This is a genomic window from Priestia sp. SIMBA_032 (assembly GCF_046535215.1).
Classification (GTDB): domain Bacteria; phylum Bacillota; class Bacilli; order Bacillales; family Bacillaceae_H; genus Priestia; species Priestia aryabhattai.
Genome location: NZ_JAWRXD010000870.1, coordinates 1 through 263, shown reverse-complemented (window position 1 = coordinate 263; position 263 = coordinate 1). Strand labels below are relative to the sequence as shown.

Sequence of the window (263 nt, the reverse complement as noted above, 5' to 3'; positions counted from 1 at the left end):
GCGTTAGAGACAGGTGAACAAGTAAAAGAACACGGGACATTTGACGTTATTTTTATTGATGCAGCAAAAGGACAGTATCGTCGCTTTTTTGACTTATATGAACCGTTATTTAATCCTGGTGGCGTAATTATTTCAGATAATGTTATGTACCATGGTCTTGTAACGACAAAAGAGAAGATTGAAAACAGACGTACACGTGGTTTAATCCGTCGTATTAAGACGTACAATGAGTGGCTTATGAACCATGAAGGATATGATACAAC

General features: G+C 37.3%; 1 protein-coding gene. It reads left to right on the top strand.

Features of this window, described 5'->3' with window-relative positions:
• Positions 1–263, top strand: a 263-nt coding sequence (locus SB717_RS36800; protein WP_410908016.1) for an O-methyltransferase, incomplete at both ends; no start/stop codon positions are given.